Source organism: Limnoraphis robusta CS-951, from assembly GCF_000972705.2.
In genome coordinates, this window is sequence record NZ_LATL02000025.1 from 1 (window position 1) to 23,693 (window position 23,693).

The 23,693-nt window shown below is 42.8% G+C and carries 23 protein-coding genes; 8 read left to right on the forward strand and 15 right to left on the reverse strand.

Annotation, left to right across the window (positions count from 1 at the left end):
• A partial coding sequence (locus WN50_RS02065) for a hypothetical protein (RefSeq protein ID WP_152964676.1) occupies positions 1-397 on the reverse strand: 397 nt, incomplete at its 3' end.
• Between the two features lie 217 nt (positions 398-614).
• On the opposite strand from WN50_RS02065, the gene WN50_RS02070 reads away from it, so the two are divergent.
• Positions 615-1,472, forward strand: a complete 858-nt coding sequence (locus WN50_RS02070; RefSeq protein WP_046276779.1) for a DUF4351 domain-containing protein — start codon at positions 615-617, stop codon at positions 1,470-1,472.
• Positions 1,473-1,545: 73 nt separating this feature from the next.
• Here WN50_RS02070 and WN50_RS37305 read toward each other — a convergent pair whose 3' ends face one another.
• Entirely contained in the window at positions 1,546-1,608 is a 63-nt protein-coding gene (locus tag WN50_RS37305) for a hypothetical protein (protein ID WP_152964678.1), read from the reverse strand.
• Positions 1,609-1,612: 4 nt separating this feature from the next.
• Positions 1,613-1,801: a DUF3479 domain-containing protein gene (locus WN50_RS02075; protein WP_046276778.1), complete on the reverse strand. Its 189-nt coding sequence runs from the start codon at positions 1,799-1,801 to the stop codon at positions 1,613-1,615.
• Between the two features lie 198 nt (positions 1,802-1,999).
• On the opposite strand from WN50_RS02075, the gene WN50_RS02080 reads away from it, so the two are divergent.
• The 4 genes from WN50_RS02080 to WN50_RS35700 all read left to right on the forward strand — a co-directional run bounded on the left by WN50_RS02080 (position 2,000) and on the right by WN50_RS35700 (position 6,550).
• Positions 2,000-2,974 carry a glycosyltransferase family 2 protein gene (locus tag WN50_RS02080; RefSeq protein WP_046276777.1) on the forward strand — a complete coding sequence of 325 codons (975 nt, stop codon included), beginning with the start codon at positions 2,000-2,002 and terminating at the stop codon, positions 2,972-2,974.
• A 107-nt stretch (positions 2,975-3,081) separates the two neighbouring features.
• On the forward strand, positions 3,082-3,789 hold the full coding sequence (locus tag WN50_RS02085) for a TVP38/TMEM64 family protein (protein WP_046276776.1): 708 nt from the start codon (positions 3,082-3,084) through the stop codon (positions 3,787-3,789).
• A 79-nt stretch (positions 3,790-3,868) separates the two neighbouring features.
• Positions 3,869-5,824 carry an ArnT family glycosyltransferase gene (locus WN50_RS02090; protein ID WP_046276775.1) on the forward strand — a complete coding sequence of 652 codons (1,956 nt, stop codon included), beginning with the start codon at positions 3,869-3,871 and terminating at the stop codon, positions 5,822-5,824.
• 174 nt (positions 5,825-5,998) lie between these two features.
• Positions 5,999-6,550: a hypothetical protein gene (locus WN50_RS35700; protein ID WP_235440800.1), complete on the forward strand. Its 552-nt coding sequence runs from the start codon at positions 5,999-6,001 to the stop codon at positions 6,548-6,550.
• An 85-nt stretch (positions 6,551-6,635) separates the two neighbouring features.
• Here WN50_RS35700 and WN50_RS02100 read toward each other — a convergent pair whose 3' ends face one another.
• Positions 6,636-7,226: a YkgJ family cysteine cluster protein gene (locus tag WN50_RS02100; RefSeq protein ID WP_046276774.1), complete on the reverse strand. Its 591-nt coding sequence runs from the start codon at positions 7,224-7,226 to the stop codon at positions 6,636-6,638.
• A 342-nt stretch (positions 7,227-7,568) separates the two neighbouring features.
• Positions 7,569-9,455, reverse strand: a complete 1,887-nt coding sequence (ftsH2, locus tag WN50_RS02105; RefSeq protein WP_046276773.1) for an ATP-dependent zinc metalloprotease FtsH2 — start codon at positions 9,453-9,455, stop codon at positions 7,569-7,571.
• A gap of 464 nt (positions 9,456-9,919) precedes the next feature.
• Here ftsH2 and fcmB point away from each other — a divergent pair, with 464 nt between their 5' ends.
• A complete protein-coding gene (fcmB, locus tag WN50_RS02110; protein ID WP_046276772.1) occupies positions 9,920-11,026 on the forward strand; it encodes a filament morphology actin-like protein FcmB in 1,107 nt (368 codons plus the stop codon).
• A 312-nt stretch (positions 11,027-11,338) separates the two neighbouring features.
• Complete coding sequence (gene fcmC, locus WN50_RS02115; protein ID WP_046276771.1) at positions 11,339-11,878, forward strand: filament morphology membrane protein FcmC; 540 nt, start codon at positions 11,339-11,341, stop codon at positions 11,876-11,878.
• Between the two features lie 41 nt (positions 11,879-11,919).
• Here fcmC and WN50_RS02120 read toward each other — a convergent pair whose 3' ends face one another.
• From WN50_RS02120 to WN50_RS02145, 7 genes are all read right to left on the reverse strand, one after another.
• Positions 11,920-13,620, reverse strand: coding sequence for an ABC-F family ATP-binding cassette domain-containing protein (locus WN50_RS02120; RefSeq protein ID WP_046276770.1), 1,701 nt, complete (start codon positions 13,618-13,620; stop codon positions 11,920-11,922).
• A gap of 290 nt (positions 13,621-13,910) precedes the next feature.
• Positions 13,911-14,309 (reverse strand): response regulator, encoded by a 399-nt coding sequence (locus WN50_RS02125; RefSeq protein WP_046276769.1) that lies wholly within the window; start codon positions 14,307-14,309, stop codon positions 13,911-13,913.
• Positions 14,310-14,549: 240 nt separating this feature from the next.
• The gene (ilvN, locus tag WN50_RS02130; protein ID WP_046276768.1) at positions 14,550-15,080 is read right to left on the reverse strand and encodes an acetolactate synthase small subunit; all 531 of its coding nucleotides are present in this window, start codon (positions 15,078-15,080) and stop codon (positions 14,550-14,552) included.
• Positions 15,081-15,841: 761 nt separating this feature from the next.
• Complete coding sequence (locus tag WN50_RS02135; protein ID WP_152964677.1) at positions 15,842-17,251, reverse strand: cation:proton antiporter; 1,410 nt, start codon at positions 17,249-17,251, stop codon at positions 15,842-15,844.
• A 61-nt stretch (positions 17,252-17,312) separates the two neighbouring features.
• Entirely contained in the window at positions 17,313-18,122 is an 810-nt protein-coding gene (locus WN50_RS02140; RefSeq protein WP_046277729.1) for a carbon-nitrogen hydrolase family protein, read from the reverse strand.
• Between the two features lie 256 nt (positions 18,123-18,378).
• On the reverse strand, positions 18,379-18,504 hold the full coding sequence (gene psaJ / locus WN50_RS31700; protein ID WP_072075533.1) for a photosystem I reaction center subunit IX: 126 nt from the start codon (positions 18,502-18,504) through the stop codon (positions 18,379-18,381).
• Between the two features lie 59 nt (positions 18,505-18,563).
• Complete coding sequence (locus WN50_RS02145; protein WP_046277730.1) at positions 18,564-19,052, reverse strand: photosystem I reaction center subunit III; 489 nt, start codon at positions 19,050-19,052, stop codon at positions 18,564-18,566.
• A gap of 257 nt (positions 19,053-19,309) precedes the next feature.
• Here WN50_RS02145 and tsaD point away from each other — a divergent pair, with 257 nt between their 5' ends.
• Entirely contained in the window at positions 19,310-20,368 is a 1,059-nt protein-coding gene (gene tsaD / locus WN50_RS02150) for a tRNA (adenosine(37)-N6)-threonylcarbamoyltransferase complex transferase subunit TsaD (protein ID WP_046277741.1), read from the forward strand.
• Here tsaD and WN50_RS02155 read toward each other — a convergent pair.
• The 3 genes from WN50_RS02155 to WN50_RS02165 form a co-directional block, all read right to left on the reverse strand.
• Positions 20,349-21,326, reverse strand: a complete 978-nt coding sequence (locus WN50_RS02155; protein WP_046277731.1) for a class I SAM-dependent methyltransferase — start codon at positions 21,324-21,326, stop codon at positions 20,349-20,351. The genes tsaD and WN50_RS02155 overlap by 20 nt on opposite strands.
• A 291-nt stretch (positions 21,327-21,617) precedes the next feature.
• Positions 21,618-22,469 carry a calcium-binding protein gene (locus WN50_RS36805; RefSeq protein WP_049557662.1) on the reverse strand — a complete coding sequence of 284 codons (852 nt, stop codon included), beginning with the start codon at positions 22,467-22,469 and terminating at the stop codon, positions 21,618-21,620.
• A 154-nt stretch (positions 22,470-22,623) separates the two neighbouring features.
• Positions 22,624-23,490 (reverse strand): alpha/beta fold hydrolase, encoded by an 867-nt coding sequence (locus WN50_RS02165; protein WP_046277732.1) that lies wholly within the window; start codon positions 23,488-23,490, stop codon positions 22,624-22,626.
• Positions 23,491-23,693: the final 203 nt, after the last annotated feature.

Here is a 23,693-nt window from a genome sequence, read left to right on the forward strand (position 1 = left end):
CCACAGCATGAACTGTATTAGTTGTAGCTTGACCGACAGCTTCACCCGTTTTTGAGGCTGTATTTGCTACAAAACTAGCTGTTTCTGTTGTGAGTTTACCTGCTAATTCACCTGTTTGAGAAGCCACATTTTCCACAGCATGAACTGTATTAGTTGTAGCTTGACCGATAGCTTCACCTGTTTGTGAGGCAGTATTCGCCAATACTTCCATTGAACTTTTAGCAGCATTACCAAGCTTATCAGTTGTTTGAGTCGTTAAATGTGTAGCTGCTTCTTTGCTTGATTCGGCAACTTTTGTTAGTTTATTCCAAAAATTAGCATCCTGGACTATTTCTTCTGTTTGCTGTTCAAAGGAAACTAAATTTTCTGTCAAAACCATCAATTTGGAGGTCATCATAGTTTTCGAGTTGTGAAATAATATCAACTCAGCTTTAATTTTGGCTGATAACTCTATATTCGCGGATATCGCCGTTAAAAGCATCAGGGATTGTACGGATTTTTTTAAGAAAATTTCTCTCAGTAAAAATACGGAAGTCTTAATTTAATGATTTTCAAATGCGATCGCATTGCCAAACTATTGTACAATTAAACCATAATCTTTTCATCGGCTAACATTGGCTTACGATAACCTTTGTAAACGGCTTGCAGAAGAATCTCCGGCTACTTTTGCTCAGTGGTTACTGGGAACGATTCAAGTTCTTAAAACTGAACTGAGTCTTGAACCGATTAGTGCAGATGCTATCACGTTTTTACAAACATCCGAGCAAATTTTGCATCTAGAATTTCAAACTCAACCCACCTCTGAACCGCCTTTACCCTTGCGGATGTTAGACTATTGGGTGAGGCTTTACCGCAAATATCGCCGTCCCATTCAACAGTTTATTATCTTTCTGCAAGCCACAACTTCTGAAGTGGTTTTTACCGAAGAATTTGTCACAGAAACCACCCGACATCGTTATCGAGTTATTCGGATGTGGGAACAAAACCCCGCTATTTTTCTCAATGATAGGGCGTTGTTACCCTTAGCCCCCCTAGCAGAAACCAATTCCCCAGAAACATTGTTAACCCAAGTGGCGGCAGAAGTCGCTAAAATTGAAGCAATAGAACAGCGTCGAAATGTCTTAGCCGCAGTTCAAATTATTGCGGGTTTAAGATATGACAAAACGCTGATTCAACAATTACTCCGGGAGGATATTATGCGAGAATCTGTGATTTATCAAGACATTCTGCAACAAGGAGTTCGTCAAGGAGTTCAACAAGGGCGAGAAGAAGGACGAGAAGAAGGAGAAGCTAATTTGATTCTTCGTCAATTAACTCGTCGCTTTGGTGAACTTTCTCCAGAAGTTATACAACGTATTCGCAGTCTATCTTTACCTCAGTTAGATGCTTTGGGTGAGGAATTATTAGATTTTACTGAGATTGCGGAAGTCGTCACTTTTATTGAACAGTTTACCTCAGAAAATGCCAGCTAAATGAGATAGTTTTACTCAATCTTGACGCCTTCGATATCGGCTTATGCTGACTCATCCAACTGCCGTAATTTTTCTAACTTTTCTGCGTTTTTTCCCATAAACCTCGACCATTGGCTTCTAATATTCGACCGACAATATTCCTAAATGCTTCGGGGTTTGCTTATCGTATGTAACGCCGCGTCTACGGTGTCTGGTTCGCTGTTGAGGGCGCGATCGCTAAAAACGTCAATTTCTAAATCCTGACAGCGCTCAGAGGCTAAATGAGCCGCCTGACGGTACAAATCAGCGTTAAAAGATTCAAACCCAGCAATTAATACAATCCGTTTCATCGCTCTAACCTGCAAAAATTCTTTATGTTTCCCTCGGAATTTTAATTGTATACTGAGAACAGTTCAGATTGAATGAAGCTTCCCCATCTATTCTACGAATTTTTGCGTTGTATCGCTGAAGCATCTACTGTTAAAATTGTGATTCAAGAGTATCAATAGACCGCGACAATTACCTGGAATTTTCGCAGAGAGATCAATATGTTTCCAGAACCCCATTCTGTTGTGCTTTCTGTTGTTGTTCCTTGTTATAATGAGGAACCTAATCTAGACTCTCTTTTTGAACGATTAGTGACCGTCCTTGAACCCCTAGATCTAACCTATGAAATTGTCTGTGTCAATGATGGGAGTCGAGATCAAACACTCAAGGGTTTAATTGAACATCATCATCGAAACCCTAATATTAAAGTTGTTAATTTTTCTCGAAATTTTGGCAAAGAAATTGCCCTAACAGCCGGACTTGAATATGCGACGGGACAGGCTATTGTTCCCATCGATGCAGACTTACAAGATCCCCCGGAATTAATCGGAGAATTAATCAAAAAATGGCGGGAAGGTTATGATGTGGTTTATTGTAAACGGCGATCGCGTCAAGGTGAAAGTTGGCTGAAAAAACTAACAGCAAATGCCTTTTACCGAGTGATTGAAAAGATGACATCAGTTGCAATTCCTCGGGATACTGGAGATTTTAGATTAATGGATCGACGAGTGGTAGACGCCTTAAAACAACTCCCAGAAACTCATCGGTTTATGAAAGGTTTATTTGCTTGGGTGGGCTTTCAACAAACCTTCATAGAATATGATCGCCCTCCCCGTTTTCAAGGAACAACAAAATGGAACTATTGGAAACTGTGGAATTTGGCCCTTGAAGGAATTACATCCTTTAGTTCAATGCCTTTGAGAGTTTGGAGTTACTTAGGCTTATTCATCTCTTTACTGGCTTTTATATACGGATCTTTTCTGATTATTAGAACTTTAATTTTAGGGATTGATGTTCCGGGTTATGCTTCTTTGATGGTGGCAATCTTATTTTTAGGTGGAATTCAACTTTTAACATTAGGAATTATTGGAGAATACCTCAGTCGGGTTCACGATGAAGTCAAGAGACGACCCCTTTATCTCGTGCGAGATTGTTATGGATTTGATACAGTTTACCAACAAAATTTATCTTCATAAATTGAGTCAAAACCCGTCAACTATCAAGAAATTAAACTCGCAAGTTGTCAGCCCTTTCAATCACTCAATAAAAAATTTTTTCAGCCCATAAGAAAGGATGAAAATGAATGTTTAAATTAAAAAAAGGAATCATTTTCCTGACTCTAATCTGTATCTTTGCAACAGCTATCGCCGTTTATCTATTGGGAGGACTAGACCCCGAACAAATACAAATATGGTTACAAAAAGCTGGCATTTGGGCGCCAGTTATTTATATTATCGTTTATACATTAGCGACAATTCTTATCCTCCCCTCAACCGCTTTAAACTTAACGGGAGGCGCAATCTTTGGCCCATGGTTGGGAACAGTTTGGACAAGTATTGCAGCAATTATCGCTGCCATTATCGCCTTTACCTTTACGCGAACAATTGGCCGAAATTGGGTCGCTAAAAAACTCACGGGACGATGGCAAGCGATGGATGCAGAAATGCAACAGGGGGGACTCTTTTATATGTTTGCCATTCGTTTATTACCGATTATTCCCTATGGCTTAGTTAACTTTTCTGCGGGTTTAACTTCAGTTAGTTATAAAGATTATATCATCGGTACAATGTTAGGAACAATTCCCGGTGTTTTACCCTTTGTGATGTTAGGAAGTACGGGATTAAAAGCCTTAAGAACTGGGGATGTGTTACCCTTAGTTGGGGCTTTAAGTTTAACCGGAATGCTGGTAGGTGGAGCCACTTGGTATCGCAGACGCCGCAGCCCTCCGCCTCAAATTTTACAAGAAATAGAGCGATCGCAATCTTCTGATTTACACGATAAGGAATTATGAATTCCGCAATTAATACCCAGTTAAATTATTAGTCAACTTACTTGATCAAATCAGTTATTAAGGAAAAGGAGATCGGTATATGCTAGTTATTTTTCCTTTCATTTCATTGATTTTGTTATTTTTAATTTTAAGTCGTCCCAATCAAGACTGGCGTAGTGCCACTTTATCTGCAACTTTAATTTGGGGAGTTCTATTAACCGCTTTTACAGAACTATTAAGTCTCTTTAAACTTTTCACCGAACCAACAGTTGCCGCTCTCTGGATTTTAACAACTTTGGTATGCAGTTTCATCTATTATCGGCAAGTTAAACAAAAACAGCGAGCGCTACAATTTCCAAAAATTTCTCATCTTTCTTCCACCGCTTTAATTTTAATCGGTGGAGTCACGTTTATTCTTGCTATAGTCGGTTTAATTGCAATTGTAGCTCCTCCAAACACCTGGGATTCGATGACTTATCATATGAGTCGAGTTGTTCACTGGATGCAAAACAAAACTGTTGCTCATTATCCCACCTATTTCTTACCTCAACTTTTTCATCCTCCGTTTGCAGAGTTTGCTATCATGCACCTGCAAATTCTTAGTCATAGTGATTGGTTTGCGAATTTGGTGCAATGGTTTAGTATGCTTGGCAGTATTATCGGGGTTTCTGTGATTGCCAAACAACTCGGAGCGGAACAACGTGGTCAGATTTTTGCTGCGGTTTTTTGTGCAACAATTCCGATGGGTATTCTCCAAGCTTCTAGCACTCAGAATGATTATGCAGTTTCCTTCTGGTTAGTTTGTTTAGCCCATTATGTGCTTTTAGGTTTAACAGAAAAAAAACCATCCATTCCGATACTTTTAGGCATCGGTGCGAGTGTAGGGTTAGCTGTTTTGACTAAAAGTTCTGGCTATGTTTATGCTTTTCCCTTCTTGGTTTGGTTTTTCTTGGTGCAACTTATTCGTTTTCGTTGGCAAGTTTTCCGACAAATTTGCATTGTTACCCTAATTTTTATCAGTTTAAATATTAATCATTACTGGCGAAATCTTGATTTATTTGGAACCCCTTTAGGCACACCTGCAAACTTTGCCGTAGAATATAAAATAGAAGTCTATAGCGTGCCAACTTTTATCTCCAATGTAATTCGGAATCTCTCTCTTCATGCAGATCTTGTTAGACATTTACAACTCGAAGGAATTATCGAACCGACGACAGGAAAGGTTGCCAAGTTAATTGAAATAACTCATAACATTTTAGGCGTCGATCCTAACGATCCGAGAACCACTTGGAAAAACTATACAGTTCCCGGAATTTCACTCGATGAAAATGTAGCGGGAAATCCTTTGCATTTATTTTTAATTTTAATTGCCTTTTGCCTATTAATTTATAGCTCCCAAACCAGACAAAATAAACGACTTTTAAGCTATTCTATGGCAACGGTTGCCGGATTCTTATTAGTGTGTTTAATGTTAAAAATTCAACCCTATCAAAGTCGCCATCATCTGGCTGCTTTTGTTTTGCTCTCGTCCACTGTTGGTTTGGTCTATTCTCAAACAATTAATCGCCGCTTGGTCGCCGCCATTGCTATACTTTTATTATTGACATCTATGCCCTGGGTATTTGAAAATAAATTTCGTCCAATTTTGAGCGAACAGAATATTTTAAACACCAGTCGAACTGATTTATATTTTATCAACAGACCCTTTTTGAAAGACCCCTATATAGAAGCCGTTGATTTTATTAAAACTAATCAGAAGTGTCCTGATATTGGCTTGTCTTTGGGAACTGGAGAAACCGTCGGAAATGCCTACTGGGAATATCCTTTTTGGGTACTCTTACAACAGGATAAAAATAATAAATTCAGAATTAAACATATAAATCCTGAAAATATTTCTAATCAAAAATCACAGGTCGATCCCCATACAAACTTTAACCCTTGTGAAGTAATTTCAGTCAGACTAGAGCATGAAAAAATTAACAAGCTGGTGACTCCCCAGGGAACTTTTGTTCAAGAGTGGTCATCCGATCCAGTCAGCGTACTCAGAAAAGAATAATCCTGATATCCTGCAAGTAATTTCGGATAATAGAGCTAACATATCAACAAAAATTGTAGTTAATTTTAACATTTTAAAATCACATGAATATTTCCGTATTTTCACTGATGCGGCGAAACAGTTTCTAGGTTTAGACTAAAGACATGAACGGACATACTAAAAGGAACGTGCGTCATGGATGAAATTGTTAGAAAATTAGCTGGAATTGGTTTACCTGCTGTTATTCTTGTCATTACAATGGCAGCAACGGGATTTACCGGGGCTGCTGCTATTACTGCTGCATTAGCACTTTTAGGGCCGGGTGGAATGATTGGCGGAATCGTGTTATTAGGAATTATTGGACTCGCTTCTGATGCTCTCGCCAAGTATGGTTTAGAAGAATTGCTTATCGCTATTTATAAAGAGCGTAAAAAAAATGATCAAAAAAAGGATAAAACTGGTCAATGCTTTTGTCAGGAGATTGATAATTTACCTATTTTTCCAGAACTAAAACAAAAGGTAAAGGATTCAATTTGTGTAGGATTAGATTGTTCTGTCGAAATGCAACTGTTAACGTTTATCAAAAAAGAAGAAAATAAAAAAGGAGTAACAGAATATGAGTGCTTTAAGGAAACTAAACATTGCTTTCCAATACTTCGCAAAAATTTAGATGAATTGCAGAAAAAAGGATGGGTAACAACTAAAATCCCTAGCGGTGATGGTGCAGTTGTCTATATTGCTATATAATAGAGTGAGTGAACTTCAAGGGAAAATAATCTCTCTTTCGTTAAGTTAGAAAAAGAATGATTATTCTCCCTTCCGGCTTGAACAATTACTTGTTTTGACCCAACATTTGCAAATACAGCCCCACCTTTTCAACCGCAACTTTTAACGCTTCATTAATGGGTAAACGCTGATGACCAAACCCGGGTTCTAAACTGGCTATTTGTTGAGAAATATCAGCAAAATTGGGCGGATGAACGGTTTTTTGATTGATTAAAACTTGAGTTTGTGCGACAATATCAGGTATCGCTGCTTTATGACGAACACAAGCCGCTAATTGTACCTCTCCTGACTTGGATGTTACCGTCGCAAACCCAAATAATCGACAAATTGTAGGGCGCCAAAGATAAACTTGACAGCGACCATTTCCCATCACAAAGGGGTCAGTTTTGTAAAAGATACATTGCCCTTGAAAATCCGAATCCTCCGCCTGTTGAAGCCACTGGTCAACCTCTCCCCGTTGAAACAATTCCAATACCAGAGGTAACATTTCTAAGGGTGTCGCTTCCACATTCGGATTTTCACAACACCAACCGCATCCAGTCGGACAATGTAGTTGAGTTTCAGTCTGAAAGGTTTCTATCTCTTGGTCAATTTGTCTGTACGACTCCATCACCTGCGCGGCGATATCTAGACTCATAAAATTTTTACAGAGGTTGAAGAGAAATAAGGTGAATAAAATTAATTATTACTAGAACCAACGTAGAGTTTAGAGTGTCGGAAGACAGTAACCAGTCAGCCGTGTTGACAGTTTATAGTTATCAACTATAGCGGTGTGCGCTCCTATGAGGTACAAACCAGAAACCCGGTTTCTAGCAGAAACCGGGTTTCTACCGTAACCAGTCAGCCGTGTTGACAGTTTATAGTTATCAACTATCAAGATTATCTGTTCACTCTCTTACAAACTGTGCTTCTGGCGGAAACCGCCGGGCCGCAAGTTTGCGCTGTTGACTGTCTCCTGTCTCCCAACACCTATTAGAGATTACATCACAGGTGTAAAACGTTCTTTTTCAGGAACTTCTGTGTACTCTGCAACAATTTGACGGAATTCATCCCCATCAATCGTTTCTTTCTCAATCAATAAATCAACCAAACGATCAATCACGACACGATTTTCCCGAATGATTTGACAAGCTTGCTGGTAGCAATGATCAGCAATCTCTTTAATTTGACTATCAATGCGAGACGCAATCCGATTAGAGTAGTCGGTACGGGTGGCAAAATCACGGCCTAAGAAAACTTCGCCCTGTTGAGACTCTAGCGACAACGGCCCTAAATCCGACATTCCGTAACGAGTCACCATCTGCCGCGCCATGCCTGCAACCTGTTGTAAATCGCCGCCTGCGCCTGTTGTTACTTCCGCATCCCCGAAAATGACTTCTTCTGCGGCTCGACCCCCCAAGGCGCCTGTAATGCGTGCCATAATTTGCGCTCGTGAAATTAAACCTTGTTCTTCATCGGGCATAAACCAGGTTAAACCGCGAGCTTGACCCCGAGGAATCAGAGTCACTTTTTGAACCGGATCATGATGTTTGACCAAAGTACCCACAATTGCATGACCGATTTCATGGTAAGCAATTAACCGCTTGCTCTTCCCATCAATTAACGGAGTGCCTTCCATCCCGGCAACGACCCGATCCACCGCATCATCAATTTCTGGCATTGTAATCGCTTCTTTACGGCGACGAGCGGTTAAGATAGCAGCTTCGTTGAGGAGGTTCGCCAAATCAGCCCCGGTAAAGCCTGGAGTCCGACGAGCGATCGTCTCTAAGGACACTTCCGGGCTGAGTTTTTTATTACGAGCGTGAACTTCTAGAATTTCTAAACGACCTTTGATATCGGGAGCATCAACTGTTACCTGACGATCAAAACGGCCAGGACGTAATAAAGCGGAGTCGAGAACGTCAGGACGGTTGGTTGCAGCAATGATGATAATACCTGTATTGCCTTCAAAGCCATCCATTTCGGTGAGTAACTGGTTGAGGGTTTGTTCGCGTTCATCGTTTCCTCCGCCAATTCCGGCACCCCGTTGACGACCAACGGCATCAATTTCATCAATAAAGATAATACAAGGAGCGGTTTCTTTTGCTTTTTTAAACAGGTCACGCACCCGAGAAGCGCCGACTCCGACAAACATTTCGACAAATTCTGAACCCGAGATGCTAAAGAAGGGAACTCCGGCTTCTCCGGCGATCGCTTTAGCCAAGAGGGTTTTACCCGTTCCAGGAGGGCCAACTAACAGCACACCTTTGGGAATGCGGGCGCCAACTGCGGTAAAGCGTTCGGGTTTTTTCAGGAAGGTGACAACCTCTTGAAGTTCTTCTTTGGCTTCTTCGACTCCAGCAACATCATCAAACAGGACTCCTGTTTTGGCTTCCATCTGGAAGCGCGCTCTGGACTTGCCAAAGTTCATGGCTTGACCGGGGCCACCCGGAACGTTGTTGGAACGACGGAACAGGAAAAATAAGCCTGCAATTAGTAAAATTGGGAAGACGAGATTACCGAGTAATCCCCAAATTGCCCCATCATTGCGAGGAGGATGGGTATCAAAGCTAATTTGGGTATCTCGCAGGCGAGAGATTAATTCAGGTGTGTTATTGGGTAAGTCCACCCGCAACCGTTGTACACGGTTATCAAGTTGGGGATCAACGGCTTCGACGATCGCGGTTCGACCTCCATCATAAAGGTCAACGCTAGTGACACGACCAGCTTCTAAGTAGTCTAGGAAACGACCATAACTCATGCGAGTGCTGGCTGTGTTGTTACTCATGTCCGTCGCAGCAGGGCTAAATGCTCCCTGCCAGAGGAAAAACCCGATGACTAACGCTGGTAATGTCCAAAGTAGTATCGTTCTCCACGTTGTTTTCATAAATTAAGTTGCCTCTGATCTTGTTAAACCTATTGTGTCAAACCACAGTGCGGGTGAACTGCTGGCTGGATTATTCATAATCTTAATTAAATTTAACGTAAATCACGCTGATCGATCAACTACAGAGATCTCTCCTCGTGATAAAGTGGCTCACTAAGGGAGAGGAGAGGATCAAAAAGACAGAGGCTTGGTGATCAAGGTTGAGATAACACCCTGGGGTTCGACGTACTCAACAAGCTCGACAGAGAAAACGCAACAGGGCTGATTGCCCACTCATCTACTTCTACTATTTTCACCCTTCCTGATGTTTGACTGGATTTGTAGGTCTAGGCCCCTAGCCTGAATTTTTAACAGTCCGATTCGGTTTAACTTCAGATTCTCCGTCTATGTGAAAATGTTATGCGTGTAAATGGTATAGAAATCGGGCATTATAATCTTGAGTTTGCGTGAGGTAATTTGTTCTAATGCAAAGTAATAAACAACCAGTCGGACAGCCCGCAGTCGCTCCCAATGCTATTGTCAACCGACAAGCAACGAGCAACAATCGGAGAACGATTCTCAGTGTTGACTTGGGACGGACATCTACCAAAGCTTGTGTCAGTCGGAACCCCAATGAAGTGGTATTCATTCCCTCTAATGTCGCACAACTAACCGTTGAAAAAGCCCGAGGCGGTGGGTTTGAGTCTCGAGATACCGATCCGTTGTTGGATCTATGGTTAGAGTATCGCGGAGATGGTTATGCAGTCGGTCAACTGGCGGCTGACTTTGGGGCTAACTTGTTTGGTGGAGATACAACTGATAGTCCCTCGAAAGTCGATGATGCCCTGATCAAGACTTTTGCTTGTGCTGGATATTTTCAAATCAAAGGCGATGTTGATGTGGTCTTGGGTTTGCCTTTCTACTCTCAAGAGCAGTTTGAACGAGAAAAAGAACAGATTATCAGTTTGTTAACCGGACCCCATGTTCTGCTGTTTAGAGGCGAACAAATCACTATAGAGATTAAGAGTGTACGGGTGATGCCTGAAGGCTATGGTAGCTTGATTTGGTGTGAGGCTCAAAAAAGTAAGGAAACTCCCAATTTTGCCGATTTATCGGTAGCTATTGTTGATGTAGGACACCAAACAACGGACTTTTTGACGGTTGACAGTTTCCGCTTTGCTCGTGGGGTTTCCAAGAGTGAAGTGTTTGCGATGAGCAAGTTTTATGCAGAAGTAGCAGCAAAAATTGAAGGAGCAGACAGTCAATCTTTATATCTGTTAGAAGCCGTTCATCGTCCCGCAGGTCAACGCTTCTATCGTCCTCTTGGCTCCGCTAAACCTGCGAATTTAGATGAGATTGTACCCGAGTTACGCAAAAAATTCGCTCAAGAACTCTCTTCTCGTTTAGTGAAATGGCTCCCGGAACGAATTACAGATGTCGTCTTGACCGGTGGCGGGGGCGAGTTTTTCTGGGAAGATCTTCAACCTCTACTCAAACAAGCTCAACTTAGAGCGCATTTAGCTCAACCCGCTCGCAAGGCGAATGCTTTAGGTCAATTTGTCTACGGCGAAGCTCAACTGGTGAAGCGATAACTTCCTCGACTCAACCCGCCCCGGCTCAAGCCCTTAGTTGTTCGGTGTTAGGCTTTGCCTAAATGAACCGGAAACAGCAGACAAACAGGGCGGGCTGAATACTGAAGTCTCGGCGGAATTCTGATACACTGAAACCAATTGGCTTTGAGTCAAGGCTTCGATCGTGATTGCTTGCAGCTTGTGGCTGTAAACTTCAATCAGAAAGGGGAATTTAGATACAAGTCCTTGTCGGTGGTCAATTAAGCTGGGTGCGCTCTAAAAATCTGCATCCCCGATTTGGAATCTTGCAGGCAGAAACTTTTAACTTGAATTATGTTCCGGCCTAATAAAAAACTCACTCAGTCCGTTACGTTTACAACCGAAGATGCTGCCGATCAAGCTTTATGGGAAGCGATCGAAAAAGAGCTATCTCTGACGAAATATCAGACGTTTAGTAATCTCTGCAAGCAAGCCCTTTGGCAATTTCTGTTTGTCTCAGAGTCCCCCGCTACTCCACCCAGCTTATCATCGATGCCAGCCATGCCTGTCAGTTCTCCAAAGTTAGAAGAACAAATTACTCAACTTCAGAAGCAGCTTTCTCATTTAGAACATCAAATGTTAGCTTCTGAAGAAACTCGTTTTCAACAGCTTCAACGTCAATTAACTCAAATGACTCAACAGCTTGCTCAGTTACAAGTAGCTGTTACTTTACAACCGAGTTCACCGACTCCTGAAGCTGTTGTTACTCAAACGCCTCAACCTCCATCCATTCAACCTGTCGCGGAACCTGTCCAACCAGAAGAAAAGCCTACCCCTCAGCAAGAGTCCGATCCAGTTTTGCAGCGTTTGAGTTCACTGATTGATGACTTTTAGATCGGAATCGGACTGCTTGACTGACTCGGGAGAAATTTAGCTTACTGACGTTTACTGCCGGCTTTCTTTTTAGCAGCTTTTTCGGCTTTTTTAGCGGCTTTTTCGGCGGCAATTTTAGCTAAACGTTCTTGTTCTTTCTCTTCTTCTATTTTATCCAAATAGTAGTGATAATCGCCCAAATAAGTGCGAAACTCTCCCTCTCGAATTTCTACAATTTTGTTCGCAGCTTTAGAAATAAAATAACGATCGTGTGAAACAATAATCACGGTTCCGTCATAGCTTTGTAAAGCCTCCTCTAGCATCTCCTTAGCCGGGATATCTAGGTGATTGGTCGGTTCATCTAAAATTAGCAAATTAACGGGTTGTAGCAGCATTTTAGCTAACGCTAATCGCGCTTTTTCTCCTCCGCTCAAAGCACCGACTTTCTTGGCAACCGTTTCTCCACTAAATAAAAAACGACCCAAAAGCGTTCTGACTTCCTCGTTTTTCCAGTCGGGAACTTCATCATGGATCGTATCAAGAACCGTTTTATCTAAGTCTAAAGCTTCCGCTTGATTTTGTTCAAAATAACCCGGAATAACGTTATGTTGTCCCAAGCTAACTTTGCCTTCACTCGGCTGTTCTAATCCCATAATTAGACGCAATAGCGTTGATTTCCCACAACCATTCGGCCCTAAAAATGCAATGCGATCGCCTCGTTCTACAGATAAATCTGCTCCCAAAAACAGAATTTTATCATCATACATATGGACGAGATCTTTAATCTCAACTACACTTTGACCACTTCGAGGCGCCGGAGGAAAGTGAAATTTTAAGGTTCTTAACGCCCCAGTTGGTGCTTCAATTCGTTCTATTTTTTCCAGTTGCTTTTCACGGCTTTTCGCTTGCGTACTCCTTGTAGCACTGGCTCGAAATCGATCAACAAAAGCCTGTTGTTTTTCAAGTTCTTTTTGTTGGCGTTCGTAAGTTGTCAGTTGTGCCGCTTGTGCTTCAGCTTTCTGATCAATATAAGCAGTATAGTTTCCTAAATAAACCGTCGAAACACCCCGTTCCGTTTCGACAATTTGAGTACAGAGACGATCTAAAAATTCTCGGTCATGGGAAACAATCACCATCGGCGTTGTTAAGCCTTTGAGATAGGTTTCTAGCCACTCAATGGTTTGTAAATCGAGATGGTTTGTCGGTTCGTCCAGGAGCAGCAAATCTGGCTTTTGAAGGAGGATTTTTCCTAAACTCATTCGCATTTGCCAACCGCCACTAAAGGCGCTCACGAGGCGATCGCCATCTTCCGATTCAAACCCCATTTCGGGTAAAATTTTCTCAATTTGCGCTTCTAAAGCATAGCCATGAATGCCTTCAAATTGGCGTTGTAGGCGATCAAGTTTCGTAATCAGAGAATCAAGTTGCTCAGGACTAGCCGTTTCCATGTCTCGTTGGACATGAGCCAGGGATTCTTGAATTTTATTCGCTTCTACAAATACCGTCCAAAATTCTTCACGAACCGTGCGAGTCGGATCAACTTCAAATTCTTGAGTCAGATAGGCAATATTCAAGCTAGCAGGACGAATCACCTGTCCCGAAGTGGGTTCTGTCTCACCTGCAATAATTTTGAGTTGGGTCGTCTTACCTGCTCCGTTGACCCCCACCAACCCAATCCGCTCTCCAGGTTTGACTTCCCAGTTGACATCTTTGAGAATAACCCCAGTGGGGTAAATTTTACTAATATGTTCGAGTCGCAGCATCAGGTATTGTCCAAGACAGCAAGGTTAATATGCAGAGGACGTAACCCCGGCATTTAGGTATCATACATTTTTCAATCAAACCCATCTTAACAAAAATTAACCCCCTTATTACAGTTATCAGTGAACAGGCAAAAGGCAAAAGGCAATCTTGCAAGAGGCAAGAGGCAAAAGAAGGCAAAAGGCAACAGGGAATCGGGAATCGGGAATAGGGAATGGGGGAGCGGGGGAGAAACTGTTTACTGGTAACTGAACTGGTAACTGGTCACTGTTTACTGTAAACTGTTTACTGGTCACTCTAAACTCGCTTGATAGACTTCCGCCGCCTGTTGAACAATCGCTTTAAGATTTTCCGCTTCCCAGGGCTTAGTGACACATTGAAAAATTTGAGCCGCCTTCAAAATTTCCCGGTCATCTTCTAGAGCATCTTCAGAGTAACCCGTCAGCAGAATCCGAATCGTATTAGGGAAGCGATCGCTAATTTTGCTCAAAAATTCAATCCCAGTCATTTCAGGCATACTCTGATCCGAAATAATAATAGCCATTTCTCCTTCCGCATCTATAATTTTCATCGCGGTGGCTGGACTATCGGCGAGAAAAATCGGGAATTGACGGCGAAATGTTCTGTAGATCAGATCGAGGTTATCCTGCTCGTCATCAACCACCATGAGCTTGAGTTTAGATTTAGACATCTCTGGATTTGGCGATCGCACTCTTGAGCGTTGAATTGCTGGCTGATTCCAGGTACAGGTCAAGCTCAACTTTCTTACAAAGAAAAGCATAGAAGCGCAACCTGTACTCATTTTTGTTTTGTCTTCTAACCTATCATATATTTTCTGTCCCCTCTGCATCTGCTACCTGAACAATCCTGGCCCTAACAACGAACTGAAAAGAACGAGGCTGGAGAATTATTGAGTCAACCCAACAGAAATTCACAGGCGACTGGTTTCCATTGGCTGAGTTTTGAGAAACTCAGTGTTAACACCTGACTCACGAGTCAGAGCAATCTTTCCAGTCCGAGCAATTTCCCGAATCCCAAAGCGACTCAGCACTTGAATAATCGCAACCATTTTTCCAGGATCTCCGGCGACTTCCACCGTAAGAGTGTTTTCCCCAATATCAACAACTCGCGCTCGGAAAATTTGAGCGAGTTCAATAATTTCTGAACGCATGGCACTGCCATTGCAGTTAATCTTCAGTAGCATTAACTCCCGTTCAACACAGGGAATTTCAGTAATATCCTGGACTTTGAGGACATTAATCAGTTTATAGAGTTGTTTGGTAATCTGCTCGATAATCCGATCATCTCCCGAAACAATCATTGTAATTCGAGAGATCCCGCTTTGTTCAGCAGGACCGACTGCCAGACTTTCAATATTAAAACCCCGACGTGCAAATAAACCCGCAATGCGAGTTAGAACACCCGCTTCATCTTCTACTAAAACAGAAAGAGTATGTTTCATCTTGAATTACCAAAAATTGCTGCACACGCCCCTACCTTTAGGTATGGGGATACTAGGTTTGGAAAATGCTATAATAATTCTACTGGCCGGGTATTCAACCAGTTGAAAAACCCAGCATCTAATCGATGCAATGAACCTTGAAAACTTAAGGTATGGGGTTCTTGCCAGGAATGCTTTGGCCATATAAAACCTTAAAGCACCAAGTACAGAGAATCAAGCATTTTTTTCTCAAGTACGGTAGGGCATACCGAAACTATCTCTGAAATGGGATGAACGACTGGGGAGACTCACCCCAAAGAGCGCAGATTGGGAAACCAGCTTGCTGTAAGGGTTGTCAATGAATCAGTAATCCAAAACCGCTCGTGTTTGGAGAATCCCCTTTCTTTAGAAATGGGGAGTATGTCAAATTAGGCTGCGCTCGACGAGATCAACTCACCTCAAAACTTGAGCTTGATCAACAATCTGCATCTCTCGATTTTATCGAAAACCTTTCACCAGTTTTCAGGAATTTAACAGTTCTAGCAAAAGCTAGGTAAAAGGCAATCATGCGCTCATTGAAATGCAAGATCTAATTTTGAAACAGCCCTGGCCTGTAGGGGCGGGTTTTACAAAGATTGAGGTGACGGACTCACAATCTGATCAACCCCCCAAATGAGTGACCCATTTTTTGAGGGATTAGGAATGAGGGATTGGGATAATAGTACCATCTGACCCAAACTCCCAACCCCAAATCCCTAACACCAGTCATTGCTGAATCTTGTTTAGCCAGAAGTCTCGGGTTTGGGAACTTCCTCCGTTTTCATCACCACTCGCAACAGAGGCGGAGCTACAAAGGTCGTGAGAATCACCATTAAAATAATGGCAACATCTAAAGCCGGTGACAACGCCCCACTATCAGAACCCACAGCAGCAAACACCAGTCCAACTTCACCTCGAGGAATCATTCCCACACCAATCGCCAAGCGGTTAACTTGAGGTAAACCAAAGACACTCCAACCCGAAACCACCTTCCCAATCATGGCAACTATAATCAGAAAAGAGGCAATAATTAAACCTTCACGGTTTTCGGGTATGGCGGGGTTAAGCACACTCAAGTCCGTTTTCGTTCCCACCGTCACAAAGAAAACTGGAACGATCACATCAGCAATCGGTATAATCAGATTCTCTAAATGTTGGTCTTCAATATCAGTCTCATCGAGAACTAAACCCGCCGCAAACGCCCCTAAAATCGCTTCTAGGTTAATCGCCGCCGCAATATAAGCCAGAATGAACGCCAACGTTAAAGCCGGAATCACCACTCTACCGCGAGTTTTGAGCTGTTTAGCGAGGCTGACAAAAGTGCTGTTAAAAAAGCGACCCAGGAGAATTGCGCCCACCAGGAAAACGCTTGCACTAATAATCAGGTAAACCGCATTGAGAACATCAACTTCCCCGGTTTTCGCTAAACTGGCAACAACTGCTAGAACGATAATTCCCAAAATATCATCCATCACCGCAGCCCCCAGGATAATCTGACCCTCGGTAGACGAAAGTTGACCAATTTCTGCTAAAACCCGCGAGGTGATGCCAATGCTAGTCGCCGTTAAAGCTGCACCTGCAAAAATAGCCGCAATAGGGGGTGTATGAAAAATCAGGATTAAGCCTGCGGTTCCAGCAGCAAAGGGAACTGTCACCCCGACAACCGCCACGAATAAAGACTGGATACCGACTTCCAGGAGTTGTCTGACGTTGGACTCTAATCCAATTTCAAACAATAAGATAATTACCCCTAATTCAGCGAGAACCGAAAGGACTTCGCTAGTTGCTTCATAGGTGGCTTGAGCGGCTTGAGGGTCTAACGCCGTTGTCGCTTGCAAAAGGGTGATAATCAGGGAGCTAGTGTGATCCCCATTTTCAGGAAACACCACTAAATGCAGGGCAGACACCCCGATCACCACACCACCAACCAGTTCACCCAGTACAGGCGGAAATCCTAACCAGTTAAAAAATTCTCCGCCGATTTTACTGGCCATGAAAATGGCAACTAAACTCAGCAACACCCCACACAAAATCCAGACGGATTCGGGTTCGGCAGATGCTTCTTCTGTCGCAGTTGCCAGTAAGGGGAGAATATCAAATAAGGGAATTGAAAACAGAGGGGAAAAACTCACCCCGGCAACGAGATCAATCATTCATTCCGCAGAACTCATCGTGTTTAGTCTAACTGAAGAAGGATCATTCAAGTTGACTCAACTAGAACACTCGATGCTTGAGACAGGGCATTTGGACACGCACCTGTTCCAGGCGAGTTGGTTGAATTTCTGCGATCGCCACTCCGGGTTTATCTCCGGCATCATCTAAAATCACACCCCAAGGGTCGATAATCATCGCATGACCGTGAGTGTAGCGCCGACCATAGTGATTTCCCGTTTGCGCGGGTGCAACGACGTAACAGGTGTTTTCAATGGCTCGGGCTTTCAGCAACACTTCCCAGTGATCTTTTCCGGTATAAGCCGTAAAAGCCGCCGGAACAAACAGAACTTGGGCGCCTTGATTGGATAAATGGCGATAAAGTTCAGGAAATCGGACATCATAGCAAACCGATAAGCCTAAATTTCCCAGTTCCTCGGACTGATAAACCGACGGTAACTGTTGACCTGCCATAACAGTAAAAGATTCGTGATAGGTATTACCATCGGGCAGGTTGACATCGAATAAATGCACTTTCTGATACCGAGCCAATTCATTCCCACTCGGATCAATCAGTAAAGCTGTATTATAAACTTTGTTATTTTCAGTTGGGACTGGAAACCCTCCCGCAAGTAAGGTCACTTGAAAGCGTTGGGCTGTGGTTTTGAGGAATTTTTCAGTCTGTTGAGCGATTTCGGAGGCTTGAGAAGATTTTTCTTGCTCGTCGCCCATAAATGAAAAGTTCTCTGGTAAGCAGACTAACTCCGCCCCTCGACGCACGGCTAAATCGATTAACTCTTCTGCCTCAGCTAGATTCTTTTGTAGCTTGGGCAGACTTGTCATTTGAATTGCAGCAACAAGATAGGATCTCATAGAGCCAAAAACGACCTGGGGACAGTTAGCGAAAAACGATACTGACAACTACCGTTATCTCCAAACAGTATAACGGCAGATTCTGATTGAATTATCGAATCTTCAAGGGGGACTGAGGATCAATAAGGATCAATTTCGAGGGATCGAGTTCATCCCAGTGACAGGACAGACAAGATTTTGTTCCTCTTGATTTGAGGATTATTTCGATTTCCTCGCTCTCAGTCCCCCAGATATTCCTAGTATGACCGATTACGGTTTAGAGCGGGTGAAACAGAAGATCGGGGAAGAAACGATTGAATTCAATTAAGATTCCAGCCGTAATTGCAAACCACGCAGCCGCTAATACAGGTGCCGTTGAGAGATAGGTGAGAAAATTCTTCATGGGATTATATCTCCTTTTGAAAGGTATTCAAACAGAACAGTTGATAGGCTCAAGCCCAATTAGCGGGGTGAAACGGTGATTTCGTTATCGTTGGCAAACATTTCGCCAGAAGTTGCTTCCTTGAGTGCCGCTAAAGGCCAGATAAAGCCGCCTAGCATGAATTTGATTGCTACCGGAACGTCGATAATAATCTCTTTTTCGCCGGGGTCTTTGGTTGTTTTTGCGTATTGTAGGTAAGCCCGACCAACCCAACCAATCCATCCTGCAATATACAGGAATAAGATACTGGGAATCAAGAACTCACCAGCATGAGCGAGGCTACCATCTACAATCAAGTGAGGCAGACCATCTTCCCCACACAACGCTTGAGAATACCGCTCAAACCGTGCTTTAGCCAGATCCGGGTTTCCACTGTTGGCGATGGAAATCTTCGCCCGTTGCTGAAATGCTGAAGATTCCGAACAAGGGGTTAAGTTATACGCTGAAGCGGACGGCACAATACTGATCCACAAACCAAAAGCTAAAACTATAGCCAACAATCGTCGCATAGAACTGTTTCCTTTTGTTACAAAACAATAAGTTTTCTGTACAATTGTTTCAGACCGCTCGTTGAGAAGCCATCTGAATTCTTTCGAGCAAAGTACAAGACATCCTCGTGACAGACTCCCCCTGACCCTAATGAGGGTTTTGTGGGAGTTTCTTTTCCTACAGGATAAAGTTTTGGATGTCCTATGTGTTCAGGTTACGCTAAATGATTAAGCTACTAGAAGTAACCCAATCGTTTCAATCAAGAATTTATCAGTCAATGGCTACAGTTTTAGCAATTGAAACAAGTTGTGACGAAACCGGGGTCGCAATCGTAAAAAATCGTAAAGTTTGCAGCAACGTTGTGGCATCCCAAATTGCTATTCATCAAGAATTTGGGGGTGTTGTCCCGGAAATTGCCTCTCGACATCACCTCGAAGCCGTTAATCTTTTGATTGACCAAGCTTTAGGCCAAGCTGGACTCACCTGGACTGATATTGATGGCATTGCTGCGACCTGCGCCCCTGGGTTAGTGGGTGCTTTATTGATTGGGATAACCGCCGCCAAAACCCTAGCCCTATTACACCACAAGCCGTTTTTAGGCGTTCATCACCTCGAAGGCCACATTTATGCAACCTATTTAACTCAACCTGACTTAGAACCCCCTTTTCTCTGTTTGTTGGTTTCAGGAGGTCATACCAGTTTAATTCGGGTGTTAGACTGCGGAATATACGAAACCCTCGGCCAAACGCGAGATGATGCCGCAGGTGAAGCGTTTGATAAAGTAGCAAGACTACTCAATTTAGGCTATCCGGGTGGCCCGATTATTGATAAACTGGCAACTCAAGGAAATCCCCAGGCTTTTCCACTCCCGGAAGGGAAAATTTCTCGACCCGATGGCAGTTATCATCCCTATGATTCCAGTTTTAGTGGCTTGAAAACCGCAGTTTTGCGTCTAGTCCAAAAGTTTGAACGGAGTCAAGAATTACCCGTTAATGATATTGCAGCCAGTTTTCAGCAAACCGTTGTCAACAGTTTAACCAAACGAGCGATCGCCTGTGCGTTAGACTACGGACTCAATACCATAGCAGTGGGTGGGGGTGTCGCAGCGAATAGCGGTTTACGCCACTATCTCCAAGAAGCGGCCAGTCAGCATAATATCCAAGTCTTGTTTCCCCCCTTAAAATATTGTACCGATAACGCCGCCATGATTGCCTGTGCAGCCTGTGATCATCTCAATCGAGGTCATACATCATCTTTAACGTTAGGAGCAACTTCTAGGCTCAAAATTGAAGAGGTAATGCAGCTTTATCCCGGTATTAATCTGGAAGACAACTGATTACAGATACGGAATCATACTTGCGGGATGCAGAAGCCAACGCAGAGGATGCCAACATCATCCACCTGCTTCTAGCAGAGGGTTTCACTGGTAAAGATTCTTTCCCATTCCGCAGGGAAAACAAATTATAGGCTTGTTGCTCTATCTGTGTATTTTTTGGAATAAATTGTCGGCAATATCCCCGAAATTGAGTAGAAAGAATTTGGAATCCTGATTTTTGAATACAAGATACTAGGCTTTTTTCTGTGAAAAAGTGAAGATGACGAGGAACATCCAAGTGACTCCACGAAGCTCCTGACCATCGCGCTCCAATACAATCATTATTCGGTACTTCACAGATAAATATACCTTTGGGTTTAAGCACTTTTTTCACGTTCGTCAAGGCTAACATTGGATCAAGGCAATGTTCTAGAACGTGTGACATTACAATAGCATCGAAAGATGGCTCTGGAAAATGATTGGATAAATCTTCCGCAGTACCTTGTTTGACTTGCAGACCTTTTGACACCGCCACAGCCCTTGCTTCTGCATCGGGTTCAAGTCCATAAACACAATAGCCGAGTTGCTGACAAGCTGAAAGTAAATGTCCAGAACCACAACCAATATCGCAGATAGTGCCTTGGCGATCAATGAATTTTTGCAGTAGAGAAGCCGTTATTTCTTTACCTTGGTCAAATTTCCAGGCGAGATGAACCAGTAGTTTATCGAAAAATGCCTTCTTCTTTGAGCTGTTTTTTTCTTGAGCTTTATCGAAATGGGTATAGTAATCTTTAACATCGTAAAACTCCCTAACCTCCTCATACTCAGTTGGACGAGGATGTAGAATACCATACTGACAGGTTTCGCACCAATAGAGTTGGTAAGATGTTTTTTCGTTGGGCTTTCTGTGATCGCCTGGAACAGAAAGCCACTTCCGTAAAGGGGTTTGATCCAGTGGGCATAGTAATGTTTGAGTCATGGTATCCTGGCTTAAATTCTGATATAAAAGTTGGAAATTTTGTAGATGCAAAACTTGATCATTGATTATCTATTGTCTCGACAAAACTTGGTAATATAGACGCACTCAATAATTATAATTCCCTGAACTGCTACTCATACTTAAGATCTGGTTAGCAACGCACGACGCTCTCATTCTATCAATGCCTAAATTGGATGTCTACTCATTTTTGATAAGTTATTTTAAGTTTTCCAAATTTTGATCAATGGGCGACTGATTACTGATAGTCAACCTAAAATTCTGATCTTCAGATTAAACAGATATAAAACTATCCCAGAGTGCGTTAGTCGGAATATTGCTAACAAATCCTAACGCTGTATTTGAGCTATTGTTAATAATTATAGTGCCGGGACTGCCAAGTAAATTAAAGGGGACTAAGTTAAGGTTTATAGAGCTTAACCCTTCTGTTAAACCGATTTGATCAACTCCGACTTGAAAATCTGTAATAATATCAGCTTGAGTAAAATCCGAGGTTGCAGCCGAGGTTGAGAGAATAAAAACATCAGAATTTAAACCCCCAGTCAAAATATCTTGACCTCTATCTCCGCTTAAAACATCGTTTCCTGTACCTCCATTTAACAAGTCATTACCTTGACCACCAAATAAAGTATCATTTTCGCTATCTCCGTTGAGAGTATCATTTCCTAAACCTCCACTGAGATCATCATTTCCATCACCACCGTTTAAACTATCGTTTTCGGGAGTTCCGAGTAAGATATCGTGACTTTGATAGGAGTTGGAAATATTGCCGGAATTGTTTAACTCAGTGGCGTTTAAGTTACTACTATTGTTGTTTCCTCCATATTGAAAGAAGGGAAATGTACTGAACGTTACCTCACCTGTTGAAGTGATTTCTCCGGTAACAGGATTAATTTCAAAAGGTTCAAAATCGGAAATCCCAACCCCTTCAGGATTACCCGTAGCGGGTACAATGGGACGGAGTGTTCCATTCTCTAGCTCAAAAAATACCTCTTCTCCAGCTAAAGGAACGTTGGGTACAATCGGAGGAACAACGATGCTATTAACAACTGTTTCGCGAGAAGGCGGATTAATTCCACCAAAGTTGATTACACCAAATCCTCCATCATTGAGAAAAAATACCATAGGAATTAAGAGTGTTGAGGACTTAACTTTTAACTGTACTCAACTGTTCTGCGATCGTGTGTATGCTAATTATCAATAGAAAAAAAACTAATCACTGTTCCCTCTTTTTCATTTTTTCTTCCCTACCCCCTATGCCCTATCCCCTGTTGCCTGTTTAGTGGTGTTTTTGGAGAAGGGTTAAAATGTGGGAGGCGATCGCTTCAGTTTGCTCTACCATAGCCAGATGTCCGCACTTGGGAATTTCAATTACGTTACCGTCTTCCTGTTTAAACATCCAGTGAAAACTAGCAAGATAACGCACATATTGGGGTTCCATGACTCGATCTTCGGTTCCCGCTAAAAAATAAACAGGTTGTTTGAGGCGAGAAACCAATTGAGGGAGACGATGAACTTCGGCTTCTGTGGTGGAGTCTAACAAAGCCCCTAAAGCTGCTTCGGGCGCAGCACCGACAAAATCAATCAGCCGTTGGCGTCCCCAGTGACGGGCTATGGGACGAGCGACTTGAGTCTGGGAAAAGAGAAGATCAAGTAGGGGAACAGCAGCTAGCCAACGGGGACGAAACTTAACGATTTGTTTTCCCGCCGAACGAAATTTCTCGAACTCTTCTTTGAGGTAAATTCCGCCTCCTGCGTTAACACAAATAACCCCCTTCACCTGTTGGGGAAGTTGGTCAGCAGCCTGTAGCGCTATCGTTCCCCCGAGAGAATGTCCCACAAGCCAAGCTTGGTCAATTTTGAGGTGTTGTAACAATAAAGCTAAATCTTCGGCGTAGGAAGCCGGAGTGTAGCTGAAAGTGGGCTTATCCAATACACCCCTTGTTTGAGAAAAAAGTTGAGAATCACCAAACCCCCGTAAGTCATAGGACAAACATTGGTAATCAGGTTGTAACTGTTCAATTAGCGGTAGCCAATAGCGACGGCTCAACAGCCAGCCGTGAATAAAAACAATAACAGGATTTTCGGGGGTGGGTGGGGTCAACTCGTAAGTGTGTTTGACACCTTGAATCTCGATAGTTGTCATATGTTAATCCTACCCTTTTTCAGTGACCAGTTAACAGTCACCAGTCACCAGTGACCAGTTTTACAGTCACCAGTCACCAGTTTTTTCAGTTTTCACTGTTCAGTTCCTTCCTTCTTGCCTGTTGCCTGTTGCCTATTCCCTCTCTTACAAACTTTGCTCTCGCCGGAAACCGCCGAGTCGCAAGTTTGCGCTCTTGCATGATT